The sequence below is a fragment of the Kitasatospora sp. MBT66 genome, assembly GCF_000710405.2.
Taxonomy (GTDB): Bacteria; Actinomycetota; Actinomycetes; order Streptomycetales; family Streptomycetaceae; genus Kitasatospora; species Kitasatospora purpeofusca.
In genome coordinates, this window is sequence record NZ_JAIY01000016.1 from 161,198 (window position 1) to 177,706 (window position 16,509).

Here is a 16,509-nt window from a genome sequence, read left to right on the forward strand (position 1 = left end):
TCGGCTACCGCTCAGTCCTTGTCGGCGACCTCGTGGCCCGCCTGGGCGCTGATGTGGGCCTTGGCCGCCTGCGCCGCCGCGTCCGGGTCGCGGCGGCGCAGGGCGGCCACGATCCCGTCGTGCTCGGCGATGACCTGCGCCCAGTTCTCCGGGTCGACCGGTGCCGAGATCCGGTGGCGACGGACGGTCAGCAGCAGCCGGTCCGTCAGTTCGGCCAGGACGCGGTAGCCGGCGGCCTCGGCGAGGATCCGGTGGAATTCGGAGTTGAGTTCCGGCAGGCGTTGGACCGAGCCGGTCCCCAGGCGCCCGCGCATCTGCTGCTGGACCGATTCCAGCCCGGCCAGCTGGGCGTCCGTGATGCGCTCGGCGGCCAGCCCGGCGACCAGGCCCTCGATCGCCTCGCGGGCCAGGTGGACGCCGCGCATCTCGGCGGCGTCCACCTCGGCGACGGTCACCCCGGAGTGCACCCGGGACACCACCAGCCCGTCCGCCTCCAGCCGCTTGACGGCCTCGCGGACGGGGATCTTGCTCACGCCGAGGCTCCGGGCGAGCTCATCCATGTTGATACGCTCGCCCGGCTTGAGGTCCCCCTCGGCGATGGCAGCCCGGAGGCTGTCGTAGACGAGGTCGGCCTTGCTCTTCACCACGGGCAGCCGTGCCCAGTTCGCTCGTGCCACCTTCTCATCGTATGCGATATGCGCCCGGTACCGAATGGCGGGTCGGGAGGCGCGGACCCGGAACTCGAACCGGGTGACCTTCGCGAAGGCGGCAGCCCCGACGTCGATGCCACAGGTCCGGAGACGGCCGACGGTAGGCAGCACCCCGGATTACAGACCTGCAACAGACCCGGACCCGCCGAGGGAACCCGTGGTGCCCGCGGCATCCTGCGCGGGTACGAGGGCGACACGGCTGCGGGCGGGAGCACCCTGCTGCCCAACTCCTGGGCGGTGCTTGGCACCTGTCGCAGTGCTGACGTCCGTGTGGACCTGGGACGCGTTCGCCTGGCCCTCCCTGGTCACCAACAACGAGCCGCCGCACACCCTGCCGGTCGAACTCGCCCAGTTCCAGAACCAGTTCGCCCCGCGCTGGGACCTCCTGACCGGCGGCGCGGTGAAGGAGTAGCTCCACCGACCCGTTGAGGGCCGACCGGTGGACAGCCCGGGCCGGGTCGATGCCTCCCAGGTACCCGCCCAGGCCCGTTGCGTTGCCGTACCGGCGCGCGGCGTCCCGGCGCGTCTGGCCTCAGGCCCGGACCGCGCGGTCGCAGTAGGGGCACACCCGAGTGCTCCACTCCGGCGGATACCACGGCGCGTCGGCCCCGGGCGCCCGGTACGGGTCCCTTCGCATCCGGCCGGTTCCCATGCCGCACAAGGTCGCGTCACCGGGATCCCCCGGCGACTCCGGGGTCGGCCGCGCCGCGTGCACGGCGCGCACGCCCTCGACGTAGTCGGTGGTCGCGCCGACCGCCGACGTGCGGACGAGTTCGGTCTCGAGCAGGACGTGGAAGCTCACCGGTTCACTCTGGCCGATGCACCCCGGTGTCCGCACCTCCACCGCCGATACGGGCCCACCATCCGGCGGGACCGCGGAATCGCTCGCAAAGCGTTGTCCAGTGTCACGGCCGGCTCCGTCGCCGGGTCCCTCACCGACACCCGCCCCGGCGGCGCCCGCACAAACGGACCCGGGCCGCGGACCGGCTGACGGTGCCGTTCCGCAGCACGGGGGTCCGAGGGTGTGCAGAGAAGGCGTGGGAGGTGGTTCCCCGCCGGCCGGTGGGGCGGCCGGGAACCGGTGCGGTGGCGACCCACTCCGCGGCGCCCGTACACCGGGGCGACGGCGCCGAGCGGCCCCTCCAACCGGGCCTCGGGTCTCGGCTCCGCCGGGGCGCCACCGGGGCCGAGCCGTACAGGGCACTCTGCAACAGGTCGACGAAGTAGAGCCGGTCCTCGCGCCAGTGGGTCCCCTCACCCAGCTGGAACCGGTCGGGGCGGCGGTCCTGCCCGCCGTGGGAGTCCACGGTCACCGCCTCCTCCCGTCCGGCAACCGTCACCGCGGCGTGGTACCGAGCGCGGCGTCCAGCAGGGTCAGCTCCTCGCGGAACGGCAGGCCACCACGATGTCCAGCCGCGGGACCAGCAGACGCCCCGCGGCCGCGGCCTCCTCGCGCGACCGGAGCTCGGCCCGGTGGTTGACGTCCAGGCAGACGGCACCGCCCGGCGCGCGGGCGGCGAGTTCCACGGCGGCCCGGGCCCGGGGCTGCAGGCGGCGGCGGTGCCGGTGAGGTGGACGATCCGGGCGGGGTCCGGCGCCGGGCGCCCGGGGCGGGGTGCCCCGGGCGGGTGCGTCAGTTCTCCTGGAGGGTGATGTCGTCGCACCAGCCGTAGCCGGTGCCGCTGCGGGCGTAGCAGTAGATCTTGGCGGTGGTGGCGGTCGGGCCGGTGGTGAAGGTGGTGGAACGCTGGGTGAAGGTCGTGGTGGTGAAGACGGTGCTGGTGGAGGCGGTGCCGTTGTACTGCTTGGCGCCGAGGGAGAGTTCGGTGCCGCTCGCGGAGACCTTGCCCCAGCCCGCGAGGGTGTAGCTGGTGCCGGGCTTGACCTGGACGATCTGTTCGGCGGCGGCCTGGGCGGGGCCGACCTTCACCGCGCGGCTGCCGCTGTGCTGGGTGGCGGTGTCGAGGGTGACGCCGCCGTAGCTGGTCCAGGGGTTGAGGTCGGTGTTCTCGAAGCCGGCGTTGCGGACCGCGTTGACCGGGCCGCAGGCGCTGTCGTCGAACGCGGACGCCTGGTGGAAGCCGCGGTCGGGTCGGCAGACGTGCGGGAGCGGGTTGCCGAAGTAGTCCTTGTCGCCGAGGGTCGGGATCGTGGTGCCGGTGCCGCGGACCGGCGAGCCCTCCGCCAGCTTGTAGTCCGCCGGGGTGCTGCCGCCCGCGTTGACGAACTGCGGGTCGTAGGTCTTCTTCTCCGGATCGGCGGGCTCGTTGGCGGGGTGGTTGCCGAAGAAGGTGTTGGCCGCCCAGGTGAACTCGGCCGGGTGGTAGGTGCCCTGGTTGTTCAGGCCGTCGAAGCCGCCGCTGCCCAGGTTGACGAGGACGTTGTTGGTGAAGCGGGCGTGGGTGGTGCCGAAGCCGTCCTGGACGATGTCCGCGGTGGAGCCGGCCGGGAAGTACACGGTGTTCTGGTAGAGGTCGGCGCTGTCCTCGCCGGAGCTGGCCAGCCAGCGGTCCTTGTCGTGGTGGCTGAGGTTGTAGCGCACGACGGTGCCGGTGCTGCTGGAGCCCGCGCCGCAGGCCCCGCAGAACAGCATGAAGCCACCCTCGTTGTCGTGGCTGTGGTTGAACTGGAAGACCGCCCGGTTGTTGCCGTAGTCGGAGTCGAAGGCCATGCCGTCGCCGTTGTCCGGGAGCCGGCGCACGTGGTGGACCTCGTTGTACTGGATCAGGCTGTCGTCCGAGTTGATCGTCCAGATGCCCGCGTTGGAGCCCATCGGCCGCATCGCGAGGTCGTAGGCGAGGTTGTGCTCCACCAGGCCGTGGTCGGCGGCGCGCAGCACGATGCCGTCGCCGCCGGTGTTGCTGATGGTGTTGCCGCGGAAGACCAGGCGGGTGCTGGCGCGCCAGTTGTTCTTGGTCCCGCAGTCGTCGCCGGTGCCGTACTGGGGGCGGCACATCCAGGTGGAGCGGTTGGTCAGGCCCTCGCGGTCGACCTTGTCGATCCGGGAGTCCTGGACCAGGACGTCGTCGAAGTTGGTGGGGGTGGTGGTGCCGGAGACGCGGAACTGGATGCCGTTGGACCACTTGGTGGCGTCGCCGTTGACGTCGTGCACGTAGATGTCGTCGACCAGGTAGTGGGTGCCGACGCCGTCGGGCAGGTCCGCGACCTCGACCAGCAGGCCGTTGCGTTCGCGCTTGGTGGCGGAGGTGTCCTTGAAGGTGATCTCCAGGTCCCGGATCTCCCACTGCTCGACGTTGTAGAGGTGGACGGCGGCCTTCTCGGTGGAGGTGGCGCTGCCGGCGACGACCGGGCGGGACGTCCCGGTCCCGTACGCGGCGAGGGTGACGGGTGCGGCGGCGCTGCCGGAGCCCTGCGGCTTCAGGGTGCCGGTGCAGGTGGAACCGCGCTTGAGCAGCAGCTGGTCGCCCGGTCCGAAGACGTAGGCGTTGGCGGTGGCGAGGCTGTTCCACGGAGCGGCCTGGCTGCCGTCCCCGTTCGACGTGGCCGAGCAGTCCAGGTAACGGATGGTGCCGCCCGCGGCGGCCGCGGCAGCCGGTGCCGGTCCGGACAGCGGGAGGAGGAACAGCGAGGCGGCCGCGGCGAGCACGGCCGCATGCCTCGATGTGGGGTTCAGGTGCATGGGGGGACTCCCGAGGTGGGGGAGGGAGGAGGGAGGGTGGGCGCCCGCCCGCACCATAGGACGACCATCTGACCGGGTCAAGGCATCGCGATCCATTTGATCAATGTTCGGTCGAAGAACCAGTCAATTGACCATGTGATCGCTGCTCGGGCGAGACTCCACCGACTCCCGCCGGCTCCCGCCGGTTCCGGCCGGTTCCGACCTGGGCCCCGTCAGTTCGACCGGGCGGCGGCGCCGCAGGACTCGCGGACCGTCAGCCTCGGCAGCAGCAGCAGGTGGTGGACGGGCAGCGCGTCGTCCCCGCCGAGCCGGCGCAGGAGCAGCGCCACGGCCTCGGCCCCGACCGCCCGCTTCGGCGGCGCGACCGCCGTCAGCGGCGGGGCGCCGAGCTCCGCGAGCACGTCGTCGTAGCTGACCACCGCCAGGTCGCCGGGCACCTGGAGGCCGCGGGCGCGCAGCAGTGGCAGCAGTTGGATCGCGTCCTGGTCGTTGTGGACCAGGACCGCCCGGACGCCGCGCGCGTGGGCCTCGGCCAGGGAGTCCGCCACGTCCTCCGCGTCCGCCACCGGGCGCACGATGTCGATGACGGGCTCCGCGGGCAGGCCGAGCAGCGCGCAGCTCTCGGCGTAGCCGGCCCGGATCTCGTGCGCCGTCCAGGTGTCCCGGCGGGCGACCAGCGCGACGGAGCCGTGGCCGAGGGCGGCGAGGTGCCGCACCGCGAGGAGCACGCCGTGGCGGTGGTCGGAGGCCACCCAGTCGAGGTCCTCGGCCGCGCTGCCCGGGGCCGGCCGGCGTTCCACCAGGACGGCCGGGACGGGGAGGTCCTCGACCCACTCCCGGCCCTCGGGGCCGTCGGTGGGGGTCCAGTTGGGCGCGAGCAGCAGCCCCTTCGCGCCCGAGGTGAGCAGCTGCTCGACCTGGACGCGGTCGGCGCTCGCCTCGTAGGAGGAGATGCCGAGCACCAGACTCGCGCCGGCCCGGGCGGCGGCGGCCCTGGCCCCGGCGATGACCTCGTCGAAGTACTGGCCCACCGCCGGGACGAGCAGCCCGATCGAGGGCCCGTCGCCGCGCGTGGGGGCGTCGGCGCCGGGGGCGGCGGCCGAGGAGACCGAGCCGTGCGAGCGGCGGAGCAGGCCGGCCTCGGCGAGCGCCGCGACGTCGCGGCGGACGGTGACCGCGGGGATCTCCAGCCGCTCGGCGAGTTCGGTGATCCGGACCGATCCGAGGTCCCGCACCGCGTCGAGGATGCGGGTACGGCGTTCGTCGGCCGAGATCGACATGTCACTCCCTGCGGTTCGCCCTGCGGTTCGCTCCGGTCGGTGCGAGGTGATCTGCCCAACGCGGACAGGAATCTACCATTCGATCGGGATCCGATCCGTGGACCGGCCGTCGACCGCCCCGCGCTCCCCCGGGCCGTCCGCGACGGCCGCGACGGCCGCCGCCCCGTCAGCCCGCGGACGCCTCCACCGCGGCCGTCGGCCCGAGGTCCGGGCGGTCCCGGAGCTCGATCCGGGTGCCCGGCCGGTGGAGTTCGAGCACGATCACCTCGTTGACGCCCGCCCGCCACAGCGGCGCGGGGGCGTAGAGGGTGCGCTGCGGGCCGCGCTCCCAGTGGCGTCCGAGGGCGAAGCCGTTGAGCCAGACCATGCCCTTGGTGAAGCCCGGGAGCGCGAGGAACCCGTCGGCAGGCGCGTCGACGGTGAACAGGGCGCGGTGGAAGCCGGGCCCGTCCTGCGTGCTCGCCGGGCCGAAGCGCAGGACGGTCAGGTCGTCGAGGGGCAGCGGGCGGACCTCCCAGCCGAACTGGAACTGCCGGTCGACCCGGACCCCGCCGGTGATCCCCTTGCGGTCGTGGAGCAGCGGCCCGTAGTTGATCCGTCCCATGTTCTCCACCAGCAGGTCGAGCACCGCCCCGCCGGCCGGGACCGTGACCTTCAGCGCCTCGTCCGGGCGGTCGCGTTCGAGCACGCCGATCGGGACGCCGTCGAGGAACACCTGGGCGCGGTCGGCGAGTCCGTCGATCCGCAGTTCCCCGTGGCCGAGCGGGCCGCGCAGTCGGGTGCGGTAGTGGATCAGGCCGAGGTTCTGGCCGAAGGTCTCCATCGGCGCGGGCTCGGGGCTGTGGTGGACGGTGGCGAGGGCGTCCAGGGAGTTCGCGAGAGCGGCGCTCGCGGTGACCGGGACGCTCTGCGGGGCGAGCCGGGCGGGCAGCGGCGGCGGCTGGTGCGGGTCGGTGCCCAGGTGGCGCCCGATGACCTCGCGGAACAGGTGGAACTTGGGGGTGAGTTCGCCCGCCTCGCCCACCGGGGCGTCGTAGTCGTAGCTGGTGGTGTCCGGCCGGTAGGCGGTCCCGTCGTGGTTGGCGCCGTTCCACCAGCCGAAGTTGGTGCCGCCGTGGCCCATGTAGATGTTGACGGAGGCGCCGGCGGCGAGCAGCCGGTCGAGGACGTCGGCGGACTCCTCGGGGTCGCGGAGGTGGTGCGGGGTCCCCCAGTGGTCGAACCAGCCGGTCCAGTACTCCATGCAGACGAGCGGGCCGACCGGCTGATGGCGGCGCAGGCAGTCCAGGGACTCCTCGGGGCGGGAGCCGAAGGTGCCGGTGGTGAGCAGGCCGGGCAGTCGGCCGCCGAGCTGGAAGCCGTCCTCGGCTCCGTCGGCGGTGAAGAGCAGGCAGTCGACGCCGCGGCGGACCAGGCCGTCCCGGAGGTGTTCCAGGTAGGCGGTGTCGTTGCCGTAGCTCCCGTACTCGTTCTCCACCGCCACCGCGACGACGGGTCCGCCGGCGGAGGCGAGCAGCGGGAGCAGGACGGGCACGAGTACGTCGAACCAGGCGTTGACGGCGGCGAGGTAGGGGCCGTCGACGCGGCGGAGCCGCAGCGCGGGGTCGGCCAGCAGCCAGGCCGGGAGGCCGCCGAACTCCCATTCGGCGCAGATGTACGGGCCGGGCCGGACGATCACGTCGAGCCCGAGGCCGCCGGCGGTGCGGACGAAGGCGGCCAGGTCGCGGTCCCCGGTGAAGTCGCTGGTGCCCGGTGCGGGCTGGTGGAAGTTCCAGGCGACGTAGGTCTCGACGGTGTTGACGCCCATGGCGCGCAGGCGCAGCAGGCGGTCGGACCAGAGTTCGGGGCGGATCCGGAAGTAGTGGATCGCGGCGGAGACGATCCGGTGGGGGCGTCCGGCCCGCAGGAAGGTGTCTCCGTCGAGGGTGAGCGCGGGGTGGGTGGCCCGGTCGGCCATGGGTGCCTCCGTGATGCGGGCATGGGCGAGATCGACGATCGATCGCCGGTCCGTACCCTACGAGCAGGATGATCGGGCGGTCAATCAATCGATATGAACCCCGTCTATTGATCGAATTTCGATCGAACGATAGCCTTTGATCCGCTTCGCAGACAGAGCGAGCAGCACGTCGGCACCGCACGTCGACACCGCACGGCAGCGCCTGCGGCAGCGGCACGTCAGCACCACGACAGCACAGACCGAACAGAGGGAGTGGATGGCCATGTCCAGGGAGGAGCGGCGCCGGCTGATCGTCACGGCGGTCGGTGATCTCGGCGGCCAGGTACGGCTCAAGGACCTCGCCGACCGCCTGGGCATCCCCGCCGTCACCGTACGGCGCGACATCGCCGCACTGGCCGAGGCCGGCCGGCTGGTCCGCTCGCACGGGTTCGTCTCGCTCGACCACCCCGGCCCCGACCGGGCCCCGGACCACGACGGCGGCCCGGGCGCCGGACGCACCGTCGGCCTGCTGGTCCCCTCGGTCGGCTCGTACTTCGACGAGGTGATCGCCGGTGCCCGCGCCGCCGCCACCGAGGCCGGCGCCCGGCTGGTCCTCGGCATCGCGCCCTACCGGGCCGGCGACGACCCGGTCCAGGTCGAACGACTGCTGGAGTCCGGGGCCCAGGGCCTGCTGCTCGCCCCGAACCTGCTCCCCGGGCGGCGCTCCCCCGCCTGCGACTGGCTCGACGACCTGCCGGTCCCGACGGTCCTGGTGGAGCGCCGCTCCTCCACCCCGGACGGTCCCGGGTTCCGGCTGGACACCGTCGGCTCGGACCACCGCCACGGCGTGCTGCGCGCGCTGCGCCACTTCGCCGACCTCGGCCACGACAGCGTCCTGCTGGCCGCCCGCGGCGACTCCTGGACGTCGGAGGAGGTCCGGGCCGGCTACCGCGACGGCACCCGGCTGCTCGGCCTGCCGGAGCTCCCGGTGCTGGACACCTCCACCGCCGACGGGACGCAGACCGATGCCGCCCCGCTCGCCGACCGGATCGCCGGGGCCGTCGCGGCGGGCACCCGGGCGGCCCTCGTCCACAACGACCAGGACGCGATCCGGCTGCCGCCGCTGCTGCGCGCCCGCGGGCTGCGGGTGCCCGAGGACGTGGCGCTGATCGCCTACGACGACGTGTTCGCAGCCCTCGCCGCTCCCGCTCTGACCGCCGTGGCCCCGCCCAAGCGGGCGGTGGGCGGGGCGGCGTTCGACCTGCTGCTGCGCCGCCTCACGGGCAGCACCGACCTCCCGGTCCACCGCACCGCCCTGCTCCCCGTCCTGCGCGTCCGCACCTCGTGCGGGGGCCGGCCGTGACCTCCCGCACGGGCTGACCGGGGCCGGGCCGGCGGCCGCCGCGGGCCCGGCTGCGCCCTGAGCCGCAGGGGTGCGCGGGGCCTCGTTACGTACGGTCCGACCCGCACTCGGCGCCCGCGGCCCCGGCACCGTCCGCTCACCGGCGGGCCAGCGCCGCCAGATACCCGGCCCCCGCACCGAGCTGCGGCGCCAGCGGGGCAGCGCGCGGGTGCCAGGGAGCCTCGTACTCCCAGGCGATCCAGCCGTCCCGCGGCAGCAGCCGCAGGCAGTCCGCGATCGGCAGCACGCCGCTGCCGAGGGCGACCGGTGTGAGGTCGTCCGGCGAGGCGACGTCCTTGACCTGCGCGTAGCCGAGGTGGCGGCCGAGGATCCGATGGGTCTCGGCCGGGTTCTCCCCCGCCAGCCAGGTGTGCAGGAGGTCCCAGAGCGCGCCGACGGCGGGGTGGCCGACCTGGTCGAGCAGCGCCGCGAGCGCGCCGGCCGACCGGTGCGAGTCGTGCGTCTCGACCAGGATCCGCACGCCCAGCGACCGGGCGTGGTCGGCCACCTCCAGCAGTCGGCGGACCGCCCTGGCGTCGGCGGCGGCGCCCGCGCCGGGCCCGCCGTGCGGGAACACCCGCAGCCGGTGGCAGCCCAGGTCGGCGGCGAGCCGCAGATGTGCCAGCAGGTCAGCGACCAGCGGTTCGTCCGGTCCCGGCGCGGCCACGCCGATGTAGGAGGCGAGGGCGACCGGGACCAGCCCGGCCCGGCCGAGGGTGCGGGCCGCGGCCTTGCGCTGGAGCGCGCTCAGCTTGAGCCGGACCGGCTGGTCGGAGGCGCAGCGCAGTTCGAGGCCGTGCCAGCCGTGGTCGGCGGCCAGCCCGGCGACCCGGTCGAGGGGGGTGCCGGGCAGGCCGAGCGTGGAGAGGGCGAGGGGCATGGCGGGCCTAACCGCTGTGGCTGACGGAGACGGAGCCCGCGACGGAGACGGTGCCGGGCCCGATGCCGATCCGGTGGGTGGTGCCGTCCGGCCAGGTCAGCCGCAGCTGCCGGGTGCCGTCGGCACCGACCCCGGCGCCGGCCCCGGTCGCCTCCAGCCGCACTTCGAGCGGGGGCAGGAGGGCCGTGCCGGTGAGGCGCGCCGCGCAGGCGAACAGGGCGGCACCGTCGTCGAGCACGTCGTCGCCGAGCACTCCGTCGAGGACCCCGCCGACGACCCCGCCGACGACCCCGCCGAGCACCGGCACGGCCGCCTCGGGCCCGAAGGCGGTGCCGCCCGGGACGGTGAGGAGCGCGGCCCCGGTGAAGCCGTGCAGCCCGGTGAGTTCGCTGAGGAGGCGTCCGCCGTCGGCCGAGGCACCGGCCGAGGCCCTGGCGCCCGGCCGCGGTGCGGTCGCGGGGCCCGCCCCGGCGGTCCGGCCGGCGACGGCCCAGCCGGTCTGGCGGACGCCGGTGCCGGGCGCCGCGCCGGCGACCAGGTGGACCCGGGCCTCGTCGGCGCCGTGCACCAGGGTGACGGTGGTGACCGTCACTCCGGCGAGTTCCTCCCCGCGGACGCGGGGGCGGCTGAGCGAGGCCGCCCAGTCCGGGCCGCAGCCGACGGGCTCGATCCGGCCGCGCTCGCTCGCCGCCCCGTCGGTCAGCAGGGCGAGGTGGTTGTCCGCCGGGCCGTCGTGGGTGGGGCCGGTGGCAGTGGAGTGGGCGAGTCGGGCGTAGTGCGGGTCGTCGGGCCGGACCTGGTCGGCCGGCTGGTCGTCGCTGCCGTGGTTGTGCAGCCGGACCAATCCGTCGGCCGCCGTCGACTGGACCAGCCAGTTCGGCCGCGCCAGGATCCGTACGGTGTCGCGCTCCTCCGCCGGGGCGGGCAGCTCGGGATCGGTCCAGACCGGGTGGTCGGGCGGGAGCAGCAGGCCGAGGAAGCCGCTGCCGGCCCAGTACGGCGAGGCCGGGCCGGAGTAGGGCTGGACGAGTCGCGGTTCCGGGCCGTACCAGCCGAGGGTGAGCAGGCCGCGCTCGTCGATCGCGCCGCGGTCGACGAAGTGGCGCAGCGCGCCGGAGGCGATCCGGCGGGTGGCGCCGGGGGCGAGCGGGGTGTGGCCGGTGAGGGCGCCGGCCCAGAGCGGCGCGGTGGCGGCGAAGCGGTAGGTGAGGGAGCGGCCCTGGTGGACGGGGGCGCCGTCGCCGCCGAACAGGTGGGCCTGGTCGGCGAGGTGGGCCGCGAGCCGGGAGCCGTACTCGTCGAGCAGGGCGCGGTCGGCGGCGAGGTGGGCGTGCAGGACCGGGTAGAGGTGCAGGGCCCAGCCGTTGTAGTGGTCGAAGGCGCGGGGGCGGCCGTCGGTGTACCAGCCGTCGCCGAGGTGGAAGCGCTCGATCCGCTCCAGGCCGCGCCGCACGGCGGCGCCGGCGGCGTGCTCCTCGATGCCTGCCTCGGCGAGGAAGCCGCCGACCGAGAGCGGGAACAGCCACCAGTTGTTGTCGTTGGGGGTGCGGTGCAGGGCGTCGGCCAGCCAGCGGCCGACGCGGTCGCGGACGGGGGCGTCGAGGCGGTCCCAGAGCCAGGGCCGGGTGAGCCGGAGGGCGAAGGCGATCGAGGCGGCCTCGACCATGGCCTGGCCCCGGTCGGTGATCAGTGGCCAGGACTCGGGGTCGCCGTCGGTGAGTCCGCGTTCGGCGGTGGGGGTGCGGGTGCCGGTGTCGAGTCCGCGCGCGTAGGCGTCCAGCAGGCCGTGCGGGTCGTCGCCGTCGGCGCCGGCGATCCGCAGGGCGGCGGGCAGGAAGGTGCGGGCGTAGCCCTCCAGGCCGTCGGAGCGGCGTCCGGACCAGCTGGGGCCGGTCCCGGGGAGGTCGATCAGGGCCTGGCCGGGGCTGGCGTAGGGGCGGACGGCGGTGAGGAGTTCGTCGGCCACGGCCTCCCAGTGCGCCCTGGTCCAGCCGGTGCGGGGGCTGAGGTGTCGGTCCTCGGGGGGCAGTGGCATCAGCTGGTGTCCTTCGTCGGCGGCCGGGAGCGGGTGGGTCCCTGGCCCGGAATCTAGGAATCGACCGATCATTCGTCAAGACTCATGGATCAAATGAACTGGTTGATCGGATTGTGACCTTGCCGCCCCGGGCCCGTCACGCTCCTTATTTGGGCAGGCCGGAGGCGCAGGAGTGACCGATCCGACCGGTTCGTCCATTCGATCGGATTAGATCATTCGATCTGCGTCTCTTGACTCCGATCGGCAAGCTGCTCAGGATGGCTGCCAGCCGCCCCCACCCTCCACGAGTCCGTGACTGGCCGACCCACCGGACCGTGGCTTCCCCCTCCGAGGAGCCGTGCCATGCGCTCATCCGCGTTCTCCCGCCGCAGAGCCCTCCGTGCCACCGCCGCCGCCACCGCCGTCGCGCTCTCCGTGACCCTCCTCGCCGCCTGCGGCAGCAGCGGCGGGTCGACCTCCACCGCCACCGCCGAGGACGGCAAGCCCGTCGACCTCCTCTTCTGGGGCTGGGCAAAGGGCACCAAGGAGGTCGTCGAGGCCTTCAACGCGAGCCACCCGAACATCCGGATCACCTTCGAGGAGATCCCGGCCGGCAACGCCGGCGGCTACGCGAAGCTCTCCAACGCCGTCAAGGCCGGCAACGCCCCCGACGTGTTCAACGTCGAGTACCCGCAGCTGCCGGACTTCGTCAGCCAGGGCGCCGTCCAGGACATCTCCAAGCTCGTCGGCCAGGACCTCAAGGCCAAGTACCTGCCGCAGGCCGCCGAGCTGACCTCGCTCGGCGGCCGGACCTGGGCGCTGCCGCTGGACGCCGCACCGCAGGCCTTCTACTACCGCAAGGACCTCTTCGAGAAGGCCGGCATCACCGTCCCCAAGACCTGGGACGAGTTCCGCACCGCCGCCCAGAAGCTCAAGGCCGCCCAGCCGGAGACCCGGATCGCCACCTTCTTCCCCGACGACCCCACCACCTTCGAGGCGATGGCCTGGCAGAACGGCGCCCGCTGGTTCAGCACCTCCGGCGAGGCCTGGAAGACCGACCTGACCGGGCCCGAGACCAAGAAGGTCTCCGCCTACTGGCAGCAGCTGGTCGACGAGGACCTGGTCCGCGTCCAGCCCTCGTTCAGCCAGCAGTGGACCGCCTCGCTGCAGAAGGGCGAGACCGCCGGCTACCTCGGCGCCTCCTGGGGCGGCGGGGTGCTGAAGTCCAACCTCGCCACCACCCCCGACGCCGCCGGCAAGTGGGCCGTCGCCGCCATGCCCAGCTGGGACGGCACCCCCGCCAGCGGCATGCTCGGCGGCACCACCTTCGCCGTCTCCAAGGACAGCAAGAAGGCCAAGGCCGCCGTGGAGTTCGCCGCCTGGGCGACCACCACCCCCGAGGGCATCAAGGCCCGGATCGCCTCCGGCACCTCCTCCACCTACCCCGCCGCCACCGAACTCGTGCCCACCGCCGCGAAGGCCTTCAACAGCGACTTCTACGGCGGCCAGGACCTCTACGGCCTCTACGCGCACGCCGCCGACTCGATCAAGTCCGGCTGGACCTGGGGCCCCGTGATGGGCCTCACCAACGGCACCGTCAAGGACGCCTTCGGCAAGGTCGCGGGCAAGACCGGCACCATCGACGACGCGCTCGCCGCCGCCCAGCAGGCCACTCTCGCCGAGCTCAAGAACCGCGGGCTGAAGGTCGCCCAGTGACGACCCGCGCCACCCGCACCAAGGGCACCGCCCGCCCCGGGAGCGGCGCCCGCCCCGGGGCCACCGCGCGCACGAGCGCCCGCGCCGCCGCCCCCCGGCGGCGCGGGCGGTACGGGGCGCCGGCCGTCCTGCTCGCCCCGTTCCTGGTCCTGTTCACCGCCTGCACGCTCGTCCCGATCGGCTACGCGGTCAAGCTCAGCCTGTTCACCGAGCACCGCTCCGGCCTCGGCTTCGGCGGCACCGAGACGGTCTTCACCGGCCTCGGCAACTACACCCGGGCCCTGCAGGACGAGGCCTTCCGCGACGGCTTCCTCACCATCGCCCAGTACTGCCTGCTCTACATCCCGCTGATGACCGCCCTGGCGCTCGTCCTCGCCCTGCTCCTGGACTCCGCGCTGGTCCGCGCCAAGCGGTTCTTCCAGCTCGCCCTGTTCATCCCGCACGCCGTGCCCGGCATCATCGCCGCGCTGGTCTGGATGTACCTCTACACCCCCGGCATCAGCCCCGTGCTGGACGTCCTGGAAACGCTCGGCGCCCAGCCCGATCCGCTCGGCCACCCGCTGCCGGCCGTGGTCAACATGGCCCTGTGGCAGTGGAGCGGCTACAACATGGTCATCTTCTACGCCGCGCTCCAGGCCATCCCCCGCGAGGTGCTGGAGGCCGCCGTCATCGACGGCGCCGGCCCGCTGCGGACGGCGATCGGCATCAAGATCCCGCTGATCCGGCCCTCCCTGGCCATGGTCGGACTGTTCACCGTCATCGGCTCCCTCCAGCTCTTCACCGAGCCGATGATCCTGCACAACACCGCACCCGGTGTGACCTCCACCTGGACCCCCAACATGTACGCCTACACCGCCGCCTTCGAGCGCGGCGACTACGGACTGGCGGCCGCCTCCTCGGTGCTGCTCGCCGTCGTCGCCGCCGGGCTCTCCTTCGCCGTCACCCGGGCCACCCGGTCCCGGTCCGAGCGCGCACGGGAGGCCCGCGCATGAGCACCCGTCGTCCCTGGACGCTGTCGAAGGGCGCCGTCAACGGCGTGCTCGTCCTCGCCACCGCCTACACCCTGCTGCCGCTCGGCTGGCTGGTCACCGCCGCCGCCAAGAGCACGGCCGACCTGCTCGGCGGCCGCTCCCTGACCGCCGCCAACTTCGACCTCGGGCAGAACCTGAGCGACCTCGCGAGCGCCGGCGACGGCATCTACTTCCGCTGGTACCTCAACTCCCTGCTCTACGCCGGGATCGGCTCCGTACTCTGCGCCCTGGTCTGCGTGGGGGCCGGCTACGCGTTCCACGTCTTCTCCTTCCCCGGCAAGGAGACGCTGTTCGGCCTGGTCCTGCTCGGCGTGCTGGTGCCCACCACCGCGCTCGCCCTGCCGATGTACCTGCTGGCCTCCGAACTCGGGATCGTCAACACCTTCTGGGCCGTGTTCCTGCCCTCCCTGGTGAACCCCTTCGGCGTCTACCTCGCCCGGGTCTTCTGCGCCGGCTACATCCCCGGCGAGGTGCTGGAGGCCGCCCGCACCGACGGCGCGGGCGAACTGCGCACCTTCTGGTCGATCGGCCTGCGGATGGTGATGCCCGGCTTCGTCACCGTCCTGCTGTTCCAGTTCACCGCCATCTGGAACAACTTCTTCCTGCCGCTGGTGATGCTCTCCGACAACCGGCTCTTCCCGGTCAGCCTCGGCCTGTTCACCTGGAACGCGCAGACCAGGGCCTTCCCCGAGTACTACCCGCTGGTCGTCACCGGCGCGCTGCTGGCCGTCGTCCCGCTCGTCCTCGCCTTCGTCCTGCTCCAGCGGCACTGGAAGGCCGGTCTCACCGCGGGGGCCGTCAAGTGACCCGCCCCCGATCCGCCCCCACCCCGCCGCCGTCGTCCCGGAGAAGCCCATGACCGACCCCCGACCGGCCGACCCGGCACCCCCGGGCCGCCGCCCCCGCGCCGTACTCGCCATGCACCGCGACCTCACCGGACGGCTCTTCGACACCGACACCCTGGCCCGCCTCACCGAGCTCGCCGAACTCGACCCCGCCCTGGTGCTCGACGACTTCGGCACCGAGGAGGCCCGGGCCGCCCTCGCCGGGGCCGAGGTCATCGTCTCCAGCTGGGGCTGCCCCGCGATCGACGGGGACGTCCTCGCCGCCGCCCCGCAGCTTCGCGCCGTCATCCACGCGGCGGGGTCCGTCAAGCACCACATCACCGACGCCTGCTGGGAGCGCGGCCTGCGGGTCACCTCCGCCGCCTGGGCCAACGCCCTGCCCGTCGCCGAGTACACCGTCGCCGCCGTCCTGCTCGCCAACAAGCAGTTCCTGCGGATCCGCGAGGACTACCGCGGCCGCCGCGGCACCCCGCACGACTGGCAGCGCGGCTACCCCGACGCGGGCAACTACCGGCGCACCGTCGGCATCGTCGGCGCCTCCCGGATCGGGCGCCGCGTGCTCGAACTGCTGCGCCCCCACGACCTCGACCTGCTGCTCCACGACCCGTACGTGGACGAGGCCGAGGCCGCCGGGCTCGGCGCGCGCCTGGTCGGGCTGGACGAGCTCTGCGCCGCCTCCGACACGGTCAGCGTGCACGCGCCCGAACTCCCGGCGACCCACCATCTGATCGACGGCCGCCGGCTCGCCCTGATGCGCGACGGCGCCACCCTGATCAACACCTCCCGCGGCTCCCTCCTCGACCAGGACGCGCTGGTCCGCGAGCTGGTCACCGGGCGCCTCGACGCCGTGCTCGACGTCACCGTGCCCGAGGTGCTGCCCGCCGACTCCCCGCTCTACGACCTGCCCAATGTGGTGCTCACCCCCCACATCGCCGGGTCCCTGGGCCGCGAGCTGCACCGGATGGCCGCCGCGGCCGCCGACGAACTGGCCCGCTACGCGGCCGGGGAGCCGTTCGCCCACCCCGTCCTCGCCGAGGACGCCGACCGCACCGCGT

The 16,509-nt window shown here is 73.8% G+C and carries 13 protein-coding genes; 6 read left to right on the plus strand and 7 right to left on the minus strand.

Features of this window, described 5'->3' with window-relative positions:
- Window positions 1–11: 11 nt before the first annotated feature.
- Window positions 12–677, minus strand: a complete 666-nt coding sequence (locus BI06_RS36670; protein ID WP_157855278.1) for a GntR family transcriptional regulator — start codon at window positions 675–677, stop codon at window positions 12–14.
- Between the two features lie 289 nt (window positions 678–966).
- Between BI06_RS36670 and BI06_RS51735 the strand changes: the two genes are divergently transcribed.
- Entirely contained in the window at window positions 967–1,122 is a 156-nt protein-coding gene (locus BI06_RS51735) for a hypothetical protein (RefSeq protein WP_158516506.1), read from the plus strand.
- A gap of 120 nt (window positions 1,123–1,242) precedes the next feature.
- On the opposite strand, the gene BI06_RS36675 is transcribed toward BI06_RS51735, so the two are convergent.
- The 4 genes from BI06_RS36675 to BI06_RS36695 all read right to left on the minus strand — a co-directional run bounded on the left by BI06_RS36675 (window position 1,243) and on the right by BI06_RS36695 (window position 7,587).
- The gene (locus BI06_RS36675; protein WP_051742701.1) at window positions 1,243–1,512 is read right to left on the minus strand and encodes a hypothetical protein; all 270 of its coding nucleotides are present in this window, start codon (window positions 1,510–1,512) and stop codon (window positions 1,243–1,245) included.
- An 831-nt stretch (window positions 1,513–2,343) separates the two neighbouring features.
- A complete protein-coding gene (locus BI06_RS36685; RefSeq protein WP_158516507.1) occupies window positions 2,344–4,350 on the minus strand; it encodes a carbohydrate binding domain-containing protein in 2,007 nt (668 codons plus the stop codon).
- 212 nt (window positions 4,351–4,562) lie between these two features.
- Window positions 4,563–5,630 carry a substrate-binding domain-containing protein gene (locus BI06_RS36690; protein WP_043475593.1) on the minus strand — a complete coding sequence of 356 codons (1,068 nt, stop codon included), beginning with the start codon at window positions 5,628–5,630 and terminating at the stop codon, window positions 4,563–4,565.
- A gap of 166 nt (window positions 5,631–5,796) precedes the next feature.
- Window positions 5,797–7,587, minus strand: coding sequence for a beta-galactosidase family protein (locus tag BI06_RS36695; protein ID WP_043475595.1), 1,791 nt, complete (start codon window positions 7,585–7,587; stop codon window positions 5,797–5,799).
- Window positions 7,588–7,849: 262 nt separating this feature from the next.
- On the opposite strand from BI06_RS36695, the gene BI06_RS36700 reads away from it, so the two are divergent.
- Complete coding sequence (locus tag BI06_RS36700) at window positions 7,850–8,929, plus strand: substrate-binding domain-containing protein (protein WP_369826335.1); 1,080 nt, start codon at window positions 7,850–7,852, stop codon at window positions 8,927–8,929.
- A 136-nt stretch (window positions 8,930–9,065) separates the two neighbouring features.
- On the opposite strand, the gene BI06_RS36705 is transcribed toward BI06_RS36700, so the two are convergent.
- Window positions 9,066–9,848, minus strand: coding sequence for a sugar phosphate isomerase/epimerase (locus BI06_RS36705; protein WP_030394670.1), 783 nt, complete (start codon window positions 9,846–9,848; stop codon window positions 9,066–9,068).
- Window positions 9,849–9,855: 7 nt separating this feature from the next.
- Window positions 9,856–11,883, minus strand: a complete 2,028-nt coding sequence (locus BI06_RS36710) for a DUF2264 domain-containing protein (RefSeq protein WP_051742703.1) — start codon at window positions 11,881–11,883, stop codon at window positions 9,856–9,858.
- Between the two features lie 342 nt (window positions 11,884–12,225).
- Between BI06_RS36710 and BI06_RS36715 the strand changes: the two genes are divergently transcribed.
- The 4 genes from BI06_RS36715 to BI06_RS36730 form a co-directional block, all read left to right on the plus strand.
- Window positions 12,226–13,578 carry an ABC transporter substrate-binding protein gene (locus BI06_RS36715; protein WP_030394672.1) on the plus strand — a complete coding sequence of 451 codons (1,353 nt, stop codon included), beginning with the start codon at window positions 12,226–12,228 and terminating at the stop codon, window positions 13,576–13,578.
- Window positions 13,579–13,706: 128 nt separating this feature from the next.
- Window positions 13,707–14,570, plus strand: coding sequence for a carbohydrate ABC transporter permease (locus BI06_RS36720; RefSeq protein ID WP_043476254.1), 864 nt, complete (start codon window positions 13,707–13,709; stop codon window positions 14,568–14,570).
- A complete protein-coding gene (locus BI06_RS36725; protein ID WP_030394674.1) occupies window positions 14,567–15,415 on the plus strand; it encodes a carbohydrate ABC transporter permease in 849 nt (282 codons plus the stop codon). The genes BI06_RS36720 and BI06_RS36725 overlap by 4 nt, the downstream gene beginning before the upstream one ends.
- Before the next feature lie 112 nt (window positions 15,416–15,527).
- Window positions 15,528–16,509 (plus strand): hydroxyacid dehydrogenase (locus tag BI06_RS36730; RefSeq protein ID WP_082558951.1); only part of this gene is annotated, 982 nt, incomplete at its 3' end.